Consider the following 10,187-nt stretch of genomic DNA (forward strand, 5'->3'; position numbering starts at 1 on the left):
CGATCAACGGCTCCGGCGGCTCGGTCCTGGGCAAGAGTGGCTCGCCCGACGTCGACTCGTCGGACGCCAAGGCCGGTCTGCAGAACCTGGTCGACGCGTTCAAGGACGGGAACATCCCGGCCGAGGCGATCACCTACCAGGAGGAGCAGGGCCGCACCGCGTTCGAGTCCGGCAAGCTGCTCTTCCTGCGCAACTGGCCGTACGTGTACAACCTCGCCAAGACCGACGGTTCGTCGAAGGTCAAGGACACCTTCGGCATCGCGCCGATCCCCGGCAAGGACGGCACCGGCGCCTCGACGCTCGGCGGGCACAACGCCGCGATCAGCGTGTACTCGAAGCACAAGGCGACCGCGCACGACTTCCTGGAGTTCCTCGAGTCGAACGAGACGCAGAAGTTCTTCGCGACCCAGGGCTCGCTCGCCCCGGTCGTCGGTGACCTCTACACGGACTCCGAGCTCACCAGCAAGCTGCCGTACCTGCCGACGCTGCTCAAGTCGATCGAGTCGGCCGAGCCGCGCCCGGTCACGCCGTTCTACCCGGCCGTGACCAAGGCGATCCAGGACAACACCTACGCCGCCCTCAAGGGCTCCAAGAGCGTCGACGAAGCCCTGAAGGACATGCAGGACGCCCTGAAGACGGCGACCAGCGGCAACGGCAACTAGCCGGTCCACCGCGGCGCACGCCGCACCGGACGGGAGGCGCGGGTCGACCCCGCCCCGCGCCTCCCGTCCTCCTCATCCTGCGTCCCGACACCCGGCAAGGAGGCCGTCACGTGTCAGCAGCAACCGAGATCCCCGCCGCCATCCCCAACCCGACGGGCATGGAGCCGCACAAGCGGCGCAAGGGCGGACTCAACGCCGAGCACGGCCGATGGGCCGTGTACCTCATCGGTCCGACGATCGTGCTCCTCGCCGTCGTCATCGGCTACCCCGTCGTCAGCGCGGTCATCCAGTCGTTCCAGCTCGACGCCGGACTCGACAAGGCGACCGGCCTGTTCGTGCAGGGCGGCTTCGCCGGCGTCACCAACTACGTGCACTGGCTCGGCCAGCAGTGCGGCAACACCGCCTGCCCGCCCGGCAACCTCGGTTCGCAGTTCTGGACCGCGATGGGCAACACGTTCTTCTTCACGGTCGTCACCGTCGCCCTCGAGACGGTGATCGGCGTGTGGATGGCGATCATCATGAACCGCGACTTCAAGGGTCGCGCCTTCGTCCGCGCGGCCATCCTCGTGCCGTGGGCGATCCCGACCGCCGTCACCGCGAAGCTCTGGTACTTCATCTTCGACGCGAACGGTGTCCTCAACCACGTGATCGGGCACCAGGTCCTCTGGTTCTCCGGCGAGTGGGCTTCCCGGTGGGCGATCATCATCGCCGACACGTGGAAGACGACCCCCTTCATGGCGCTGCTCATCCTCGCGGGGCTCCAGCTGATCCCGGACGAGGTCTACGAGGCCGCGAAGATGGACGGCGCGTCGACGATGCAGCGGTTCTGGAACATCACCCTCCCGCTCGTGAAGCCGGCGCTGATGGTCGCGGTGCTCTTCCGTGTCCTCGATGCCCTCCGCATCTACGACCTGATCGCCATCATGACCGGCGGTGGCGGCGGCTCCGGCAACGCGACCGTGTCGCTCTCGGTGCTCGTCGTCGACCAGATCCGGCAGGGCTTCAACTCCGCGTCGGCCCTGTCCACCATCACCTTCCTGGTCGTCTTCATCGTCGCGTTCGTCTTCGTCCGGTTCCTCGGCGCGAACGTCGTCCAGACCCAGGCAGCACAGCAGAAGGGTGAACTCCGATGAGCCTCGCAGCCGACCGACCCCGATCCGCCACCCGGTCCCGCGAGCGCGAGGTCGACCGCACCGAGGTGCGCGTGCAACGACACACCGGGCGGAAGCTGCGCACCGGGATCCAGGCGACCGTCATCGCCGTCTGGTGCCTGTTGCCGTTCTACTGGATGGTCGTGACGAGCTTCCGCGACGTCGGGTTCACGTTCGACCCGACCCCGTGGTTCACGCACGTCACGCTGGACAACTACGCGACGGCGTTCTCGACCGCCCTGGGCAACCACCTGGGACGCGCACTGCTCAACAGTGTGTTCATCGGAGCGGTCGTCACGATCATCGCGCTGCTCGTCGGCACGAGCGCCGCGTACGCCCTGGCCCGCCTCGAGTTCAAGGGCAAGTCGGTCATCGCCGGCGCGATCCTCGCCGCGTCGATGTTCCCCGGCGTCGCGCTCATCTCCCCGCTGTTCCAGCTCTTCACGGACATCGGGTGGATGGGGTCGTACCAGGCGCTCATCCTGCCGAGCATCTCGTTCGTGCTGCCGCTGACGGTCTACACGCTCGCGTCGTTCTTCCGCGAGATGCCGTGGGACCTCGAGGAGGCGGCACGCATCGACGGGTGCACGCGCATCCAGGCGTTCCGGCGGATCATCATGCCGCTGGCCGCGCCCGCCGTGTTCACGACCGCGATCCTGGCGTTCATCTCGTCGTGGAACGAGTACCTCATCTCGTCGCAGCTCTCGAGCGACGCCACCCAGCCGGTCACCGTCGCCATCGCGTCGTTCGCCGGGTCGCAGCCGCACCAGGAGCCGTACACCGCGGTGATGGCGGCGGGCACGATCGTGACGATCCCGCTCGTGATCCTCGTGCTCGTGTTCCAGCGGCGCATCGTGGCCGGCCTCACCGCCGGCGGCGTGAAGGGCTGACGGTCATGGCGCAGCGCGGTCCCACCCGGCCCACGGCCCGGATCGAGGAGGCCATCGGCTTCGTCGGGATGTTCGGGGTCCTGTTCCTCGGCGTCACGGTGTTCTCGGAGGTCACCGGCCGGCCGGCCCTCGGCTGGGCGCTCACCCTCCTCGCCTCGGTCCTCGGCGTGGTCGCCCTCGACCGGTGGCGGGTGTCGGTGCTCCGCCGCACGGCGTCGACCGACGGCATCGGCGGGGCCCCCGCGGCACCGGCGGTCCCGGTCCGTCGGACGTCCTCCAGCCCGGACGGACGCGTCCACCGGCACGTCGGGTGGGACGAGCTCGCACCCGCGGGTCGCCGGGCCGTCCGGACGCGCCGGGACGCGGACGCGTTCCACGGGGCGGACCGTGCGCCGACGTCCGCGCGAGCGCAGGCCGGCCCCGTCGCCGACGTGCGGCGGCCGTCGGACCGGTGACGGGCCTCCCGGGCCGGTCCATGGGCATCCAGGAGATCGCGACCGTCACGGGCCTGTCGAAGTCCACGGTCTCCCGCGCACTGCGGGGGATGTCGACTGTCGCGGACACCACGATCGACGAGGTGCGACGGGTCGCCGACGAGCTCGGGTACGTCCCGAGCTCGGCGGCGGCCGGTCTCGCCACCGGACGTCAGCGGGCGATCGGCGTCGTCGTCCCCGTGATCGACCGGTGGTTCTACGTCAAGGCCCTCGGCGGGGTCGACGCCGAGCTGCGGCGGGCCGGCTACGACCTGGTGCTGTACAACCTCGGCGGTCCTGGTGGTGACCGGGACCGGGCGTTCCGCCGTTCGATGCTCCGGCACCGCGTCGACGGGCTCGTGCTGCTCTCGCTCGTGCTCGACGAGACCGAGCGCGCCGAGCTCGAGCTCACACGCCACCCGATGATCGTGATCGGCGGGCCGGCGCCCGGGCTCCGGAACGTCGGCGTGGACGACGTCGTCGTCGCCGCCGTCGCCGTCGATCACCTGTGCGGCCTCGGCCACCGGGACGTGGCGTACGTCGGCGGGCAGGACGAGGCCGGGATGAACGTCGCGGTGCCGTGGCTGCGGCGGGACGGCTTCGTGGACGCGCTGGCTGCACGGGGGATCGCCGTCCGCGAGGACTGGATCCTCGACGGCCGGTTCTCCTTCGCCGGGGGAGCCGACGCCGGAGCGGCGCTCTTCGACCGGACCCGCGGTGCGGCGATCCCGACCGCGGTCTTCTGCGCGTCCGACGAGATGGCGCTCGGGGTGGTCCTCGCCGCACGTCGAGCCGGCCTCGAGGTGCCCGGCGACGTGTCCGTGATGGGCATCGACGGCCACGAGTACGGCGAGGTCGCCGGTCTGACCACGATCGCCCAGGACCCGGTGGCGCAGGGGCGGGTCGCCGCCCGGGCGGTGCTGGAGGAGGTCGACGGCGGCGTCGCGGGCCCGCTGTCGGCGTCCCCGGCACACCTCGTGGTGCGGTCGACGACCGGGCCGGTGCGGCTCCAGGACCCACCGGCCGCGTAGGGTCGCCGGCATGGAGGTCACCAAGCTCGAGCACGCCTGCCAGGTCGTCACCGAGGGCACCGCACGCCTCGTCCTCGACCCGGGTGGCTTCACCCGCCCGGTCGACGTCACCGGGGTCGTCGCCGTCGTCGTCACCCACGAGCACCCCGACCACGTCACGCCCGACCAGGTCCGGCGCATCCTCGACGGCAGTCCCGGAGCCGTCGTCATCGGCCCCGCCGGGGTCGCGCGTGCCCTCGACGGGGTCGTCGCGGTCGACGTCGTCACGGCCGGGGACCGGCGCACCGTCGGCCCGTTCGACCTCACCTTCCACGGCACGCGGCACAACGTGATCCACTCGAGCGTCCCGGTCGTCGACAACACCGGTGTCCTCGTGAACGGCCGGCTGTTCCACCCCGGTGACTCGTACACCGTCCCCGACGTGCCGGTCGAGGTCCTCGCCGCGCCCGTCGGTGCCCCGTGGCTCAAGGTCGCCGAGATGATGGACTACGTGCTCGCGGTCGCACCCCGGCGGGCCTACCCCGTGCACGAGGCGACCCTGTCCGACGTCGGCCTCGACATGCACACCGGTCGCCTCCGCGAGGCGGTGGAGCCGTCCGGCTCACTCGTCGTGCTGCAGCCGGGCGAATCGTTCACGATCTGAGCGCACATGCCCGCCGCGGCATGGCGGCGCACCCGGGCGACACGCCTCGTTTTGGCACGGCGGACCGCTTGTGCCATACTTGTCGAGTTGTCGGAACGGCCCCATCGTATAGCGGCCTAGTACGTCGCCCTCTCACGGCGGTAACGCGGGTTCGAATCCCGCTGGGGTCACCACAGGTGGCTAGCCTCCGACTCCGGCAACGACCATGACCCCCGCTCCAGGGCGGGGGATTCCCATGTGTGACGGCCCCATCGTATAGCGGCCTAGTACGTCGCCCTCTCACGGCGGTAACGCGGGTTCGAATCCCGCTGGGGTCACACCACCACGAACGCCCTCCGGTCCGCCGGGGGGCGTTTCGTCGTCCACGGGGCTCCGTCGCCGGTGTCAGTCGCCCCCGGTACGGTCGCCGCATGCCCGAAGGCGACTCGGTGTTCCGCCTCGCCGCGCGACTGCGGCAGGTCGACGGTGCGCTCATCCGGTCCGGCGAACTCCGTGGCGGGCCCACTGCCGGTCGCGCGCTCGGCGGCCGCACCGTCGTCGGCCACGCGACCCACGGCAAGCACCTGCTCACGCGGTTCGACGACCGGACGACGCTGCACACGCACATGCGCACGACGGGCTCGTGGACGCTCACCGCACCCGGTCGACGGCTCCCCGCGCACGCCGTGGCCGAGGCTCGGGTGCGGATGGCGTTCGAGGACGGCCGAACGCTGTGGGGCATCGCACTCCCCGTCGTCGAGCACGTCGCCACCGCCGACGAGGCACGCGTGCTCGGACCGCTTGGACCCGACCTGCTGCACGAGGACTTCGACCGGGACGCCGCCGTCGCCCGGTTCGCCGTTCGTCCGGGCCGGACGATCCGCGCCGCACTGCTCGACCAACGCACCGTCGCCGGGCTCGGCAACCTCTGGGTCGGGGAGCTCTGCTTCCTCCGCGGGATCCACCCCGACACCCCGGTGGAGCGGGTCGACCTGCCGGCGATGCTCGACCTCGCCCGCCGGATGCTCGTGCACTCGGCGACGGTGCCGTCCGCGTACCAGGTCACCACCGGGCGCCCGGGCCGGGGAACCCGCCACTGGGTCGTCGGTCGCGCCGGCCGACCGTGCCTGTGGTGCCGGACGCCCGTCCTGGCACGGGACGACGTCGAGCGCCCCGGATCGCCGCCGCGCCGGGTCTGGTGGTGCCCACGGTGCCAGCCGATCGGTGGGTCGGCCACACTGGGCCGATGACCAGTGTGGTGCAGCTCATCCGGTCCGGTGCCCTCAGCGACGTCGCGGAGTACGCGGACGCCGCGTCCGTCCCCGCGGGCAGCCGGCTCGTCTTCCTCGCCGGAGCCTGCCCGCTCGACGCCGACGGCCGCACGGTGGGCGTGGGGGACGTCCGCGCCCAGGCGGCGCAGTGCGTCGAGAACCTCACGACCGCGCTCGCCGCGGCCGGTGCCGGCGTCACCGACCTCGCGCAGACCCGGGTCCTCGTCGCCTCGACGCGGCAGGCGGACCTCGTGGCGGCGTGGCAGGTCGTCCGCGCCGCGATGGGCGACCACGACGTGCCGAGCACGCTGCTCGGGGTGACCGTCCTCGGCTACGACGACCAGCTCGTCGAGATCGAGGGGATCGCGGCCGTCGCGGACCACCCCGCGCCGACGCGCTAGTCTGATCCCGTCGTCAGACCCGGCAGTGGGGCCTGCCGGACCCAACCGCGGTCACCCGCCAACGGTCCCTATCCCGAGAACACCGCACGCGCGGAGACGATCCGGCGTGCTCGGCGATAGGAGCACCGTGACCGACGACCACCGACGACGCCCGACCGACTCCGGCAACATCCCGATCGACCCGGACGTCGAGGTCGAGGAGACCGACACCCGTCCGGACCGACCGGTCCACCTCCGCTGGTCCGCCCTCGCCACGGTCGCGGTCGGCGGCGCCCTCGGCACCGGCGTCCGCGCGGTCCTCGCCGAGGCGTTCCCGGCGCACGACGGCGTCAGCTGGGCGGTCCTCACGATCAACGTCACCGGGGCCTTCGTCCTCGGGCTGCTGCTCGAGGCACTCGCCCACCGCGGCCCGGACGTCGGCCGACGCCGGACCCTCCGGCTGTTCGTCGGCACCGGGGTGCTCGGCGGCTTCACGACCTACAGCACGCTGGCGGACGACACCGCGCAGCTGCTCGACGCCGGACGCTGGGGCGCCGGGAGCGGGTACGCGCTGCTCAGCGTCGCGGCGGGGCTCGTCGCGGTCGTCGCTGGCCTGTGGGTCGCGGCGCTCGTCCGGCCCCGGACGACCGCCGCACCGGCGCAGTCCGCGGACACCACCGGGGGCGACCGGTGAGCCCCCTCGAACTGCTCCTCGTCGCGGTCGGCGGGGGCGTCGGTGCCGCGCTGCGGTTCGTCCTCGACGGCGCCGTGAAGGCCCGCGTCTCCGGCTTCCCGCTCGGCACCCTCGTCATCAACGTCACCGGATCGCTCGTCCTCGGGGTCCTGACCGGCCTCGGCCAGGCGGGGACGATCCCGCTCGCGTCGGTCGCCGTGCTCGGAACGGGCATGATGGGTGGGTACACGACGTTCTCGACGGCGAGCGTCGAGACCGTACAGCTCCTCCGATCCGGCAAGCCCCGGCTCGCCGTCCTGAACGGCCTCGGGATGCTCGTCGTCTCGGTCGGCGCAGCCGCGCTCGGCCTCTGGCTCGGAAGGAACACATGACCTCGGAACGCCCCGGCGAACTCGTCCTCGTCCGTCACGGAGAGACGGAGTGGTCGAAGAGCGGGCAGCACACCGGCCGCACCGACATCCCGCTCACCGACAACGGGATCGAGCAGGCGAAGCGCGCCGGCCGGTACCTGGCGGACCGCACGTTCGCGTTGGCGCTGTCCAGCCCGCTCCAGCGCGCCCGAGACACGGCCGCCCTGATCGGGCTCGACCCGGAGCTCGACGAGGACCTCTACGAGTGGGACTACGGCGCCTACGAGGGACTCACCACGCCGCAGATCAAGGTGCTCCGGCACGGTCCGTGGGACCTCTGGGCCGACGGGGTCCCTGCGGGTGACACCCCCGGCGAGAACGCCGCCGAGGTCCGGGTGCGCGTGGAGCGGGTGCTCGACCAGGTCCGGCCGGTGCTCGCCGAGGGGCAGGACGCCGTCATCGTCGCGCACGGTCACGTCCTGCGTGCCCTCGGCGCCGCGTGGATCCGGCTCGCCCCTCAGGACGGCGCCGTGCTGAAGCTCGGGACGGCCACCGTCAGCGTCCTCGGCTACGAGCACGGCCGCCCGGTCATCGACGCCTGGAACATCCAGCCGCGCGACTGACGCGGTGGTCCGCCTCGCGGAGGCACGGCGCGGTGGTCGCGACCACGAACGGACGGGAGGCGCGGGTCGGCGCCGCCACGCGCCTCCCGTCCGTCGTCAGCGCCCGTTCCTTCCCATGTCGCATGCGGTGGCGAGCGAAACCGGGCGTACCTGGTCGGAAGGAACGACCAGGTACGCCCGGTTCGACCAGGTACGCCGGGCGCCGCGCCGCGCGCGGGCGCGGGCGCCGCGCCGCGCGCGGGTCAGACGGTGCGGATCGCGCTCGTCGCGCCCAGCGCGCGACCGCGCCGCCGCTCGATCCCACGCCCCACGAACAGCAGTGCGACGCTGACGAGCGCTCCGAGGGTGGTCTGCGCGACGCGGTCGAGCGCGAGGAGCTCCGGCGCCTCGGGCAGGCTCAGCCACGACACGGCGAGGGCGAGCGGTGTGAGGAAGAGCAGGCACACGGCGTAGTGCCGGGCGACGAAGATCTCGGCGAAGAACTGGCCGACGACGGCGATCACGACGATCCACCACGCCGACGGCTCCAGCAGCAGGATCCCCACGGCGATCACGGTGCCGCCGATCGTGCCGATGAACCGCTGGAAGGCGCGGAACACCGTGTGCCGCTGCCGGAGCGCGGGGAGCGTCGACACGACCGCGATGACCGCCCAGTACGGGTGCCCGAGCCCCGGGATCGTCTCGGCGACGGCCCCGGCGACGAGCGCTCCGACCACGTTGAGGGCCACGGTCTCCCACAGCGCGGGCGTCCGGAGCACCGCGAGCGAACGGTGCTTGCGCTCCGCCAGCGGCCGGAACCGGCGGGGTGCCCGCGGGTGGAGCACCAGCCGGAGCACCGAGCCGGACATCGCCACGAGCCACGCCCACACGACCGAGCAGACGATGATCGTCGCGATGACGGGGACGTCCGCCGGGCGCACCGGGACGAGCGACGACACGAGGAACGCGAACACCGGGAAGATCGGCTGGGCCGGGATCGTGCGGAGCACGCTCAGTGTGCCGACGGCGACGACGAGCACGAGGACCAGCCCCACGGCCTGCATCCAGAGCTGCCCGCCGGCGAGGGCGACCCCGATGCCCGCGGTCATGCACAGCGCCTGCATGCCACCGGCGACCCCGGTGGTGACCGCGCGCTGCCGGTAGGGCTCGGTGGCGCCGAAGATCGCCGTGAAGCCGGCGAACATGGCGAAGGCGGCGTACCCGGGCATGTCGAGGGCGATGAGCAGTGCGAGCGGGGCGCCGCCGGCGACCGCGGCGCGGGCCGCGCCCTCGAGGTTGATGGTCCGGGTCGAGTGCGCAGGGGTCGTCATGTCGTGACCATCTTCCCACCGCGACGGGTGTCGCGGAGTCGGCCCGCGCCTCCAGGCCGCCGGTCGGCGCGGGAGCACGTTGGTATACCAACCTGCTAGACTCGCCGCACCGAACCGCGACAGCGGTTCGTCGACGACAACGAGGAAGGGTCGCACCCGATGGGAAAGACGCTCGCCGAGAAGGTGTGGGACGACCACGTCGTGGTCAAGGGCGAGGACGGCAACCCCGACCTCCCTCTACATCGACCTCCACCTCGTGCACGAGGTCACGAGCCCGCAGGCGTTCGACGGCCTGCGCCAGGCCGGTCGGCCGGTGCGCCGCCTCGACCTGACCATCGCGACCGAGGACCACAACACCCCGACGCTCGCGATCGACCGTCCCATCGCGGACCCGACCAGCCGGACCCAGATCGAGACGCTGCGCCGCAACTGCGAGGAGTTCGGCGTCCGCCTGCACTCGCTGGGCGACAAGGAGCAGGGCATCGTCCACGTGGTCGGCCCGCAGCTCGGCCTGACGATGCCGGGCATCACGGTCGTCTGCGGCGACTCGCACACCTCGACCCACGGGGCCTTCGGTGCGATGGCCTTCGGCATCGGCACGAGCGAGGTCGAGCACGTCCTCGCGACCCAGACCCTGCCGCTCAAGCCCTTCAAGACCATGGCGATCACGGTCGAGGGCACCCTCCGACCCGGGGTCACGGCGAAGGACATGATCCTCGCCGTCATCGCG

At 72.1% G+C, this 10,187-nt stretch carries 12 protein-coding genes, 2 tRNA genes and 1 pseudogene; 14 read left to right on the plus strand and 1 reads right to left on the minus strand.

Annotated elements, in window-relative coordinates:
- The 13 genes from I5E_RS06535 to I5E_RS06595 all read left to right on the plus strand — a co-directional run.
- On the plus strand, positions 1 to 662 hold a 662-nt coding region (locus I5E_RS06535), incomplete at its 5' end, for an extracellular solute-binding protein (RefSeq protein ID WP_031261745.1).
- 158 nt (positions 663 to 820) lie between these two features.
- Positions 821 to 1,795, plus strand: coding sequence for a carbohydrate ABC transporter permease (locus I5E_RS06540; RefSeq protein WP_022906283.1), 975 nt, complete (start codon positions 821 to 823; stop codon positions 1,793 to 1,795).
- Positions 1,792 to 2,703, plus strand: a complete 912-nt coding sequence (locus I5E_RS06545) for a carbohydrate ABC transporter permease (RefSeq protein WP_022906284.1) — start codon at positions 1,792 to 1,794, stop codon at positions 2,701 to 2,703. Before I5E_RS06540 ends, I5E_RS06545 begins: the two co-directional genes overlap by 4 nt.
- 5 nt (positions 2,704 to 2,708) lie before the next feature.
- Entirely contained in the window at positions 2,709 to 3,158 is a 450-nt protein-coding gene (locus I5E_RS24315) for a hypothetical protein (RefSeq protein ID WP_022906285.1), read from the plus strand.
- A complete protein-coding gene (locus I5E_RS06555) occupies positions 3,155 to 4,207 on the plus strand; it encodes a LacI family DNA-binding transcriptional regulator (protein ID WP_022906286.1) in 1,053 nt (350 codons plus the stop codon). Before I5E_RS24315 ends, I5E_RS06555 begins: the two co-directional genes overlap by 4 nt.
- A gap of 10 nt (positions 4,208 to 4,217) precedes the next feature.
- The gene (locus I5E_RS06560) at positions 4,218 to 4,850 is read left to right on the plus strand and encodes an MBL fold metallo-hydrolase (protein WP_022906287.1); all 633 of its coding nucleotides are present in this window, start codon (positions 4,218 to 4,220) and stop codon (positions 4,848 to 4,850) included.
- A 97-nt stretch (positions 4,851 to 4,947) separates the two neighbouring features.
- Positions 4,948 to 5,023 (plus strand) — tRNA-Glu (locus I5E_RS06565).
- A 71-nt stretch (positions 5,024 to 5,094) separates the two neighbouring features.
- A tRNA-Glu gene (locus I5E_RS06570) sits at positions 5,095 to 5,167 on the plus strand.
- 93 nt (positions 5,168 to 5,260) lie between these two features.
- Positions 5,261 to 6,079, plus strand: coding sequence for a DNA-formamidopyrimidine glycosylase family protein (locus tag I5E_RS06575; protein WP_022906288.1), 819 nt, complete (start codon positions 5,261 to 5,263; stop codon positions 6,077 to 6,079).
- Positions 6,076 to 6,501 carry a RidA family protein gene (locus I5E_RS06580; protein WP_031261747.1) on the plus strand — a complete coding sequence of 142 codons (426 nt, stop codon included), beginning with the start codon at positions 6,076 to 6,078 and terminating at the stop codon, positions 6,499 to 6,501. Before I5E_RS06575 ends, I5E_RS06580 begins: the two co-directional genes overlap by 4 nt.
- 127 nt (positions 6,502 to 6,628) lie before the next feature.
- Positions 6,629 to 7,174, plus strand: a complete 546-nt coding sequence (locus I5E_RS06585) for a fluoride efflux transporter FluC (RefSeq protein WP_022906290.1) — start codon at positions 6,629 to 6,631, stop codon at positions 7,172 to 7,174.
- Entirely contained in the window at positions 7,171 to 7,545 is a 375-nt protein-coding gene (crcB, locus tag I5E_RS06590) for a fluoride efflux transporter CrcB (protein WP_022906291.1), read from the plus strand. Before I5E_RS06585 ends, crcB begins: the two co-directional genes overlap by 4 nt.
- On the plus strand, positions 7,542 to 8,147 hold the full coding sequence (locus I5E_RS06595; RefSeq protein WP_031261749.1) for a histidine phosphatase family protein: 606 nt from the start codon (positions 7,542 to 7,544) through the stop codon (positions 8,145 to 8,147). The genes crcB and I5E_RS06595 overlap by 4 nt, the downstream gene beginning before the upstream one ends.
- A 242-nt stretch (positions 8,148 to 8,389) precedes the next feature.
- Here I5E_RS06595 and I5E_RS06600 read toward each other — a convergent pair whose 3' ends face one another.
- Positions 8,390 to 9,457 (minus strand): FUSC family protein, encoded by a 1,068-nt coding sequence (locus I5E_RS06600; RefSeq protein ID WP_022906292.1) that lies wholly within the window; start codon positions 9,455 to 9,457, stop codon positions 8,390 to 8,392.
- 159 nt (positions 9,458 to 9,616) lie between these two features.
- Here I5E_RS06600 and I5E_RS06605 point away from each other — a divergent pair.
- Positions 9,617 to 10,187 (plus strand): annotated as a pseudogene (locus I5E_RS06605) (aconitase family protein); the annotation flags it as partial.

The organism is Curtobacterium sp. B18 (assembly GCF_000333375.1).
GTDB lineage: Bacteria > Actinomycetota > Actinomycetes > Actinomycetales > Microbacteriaceae > Curtobacterium.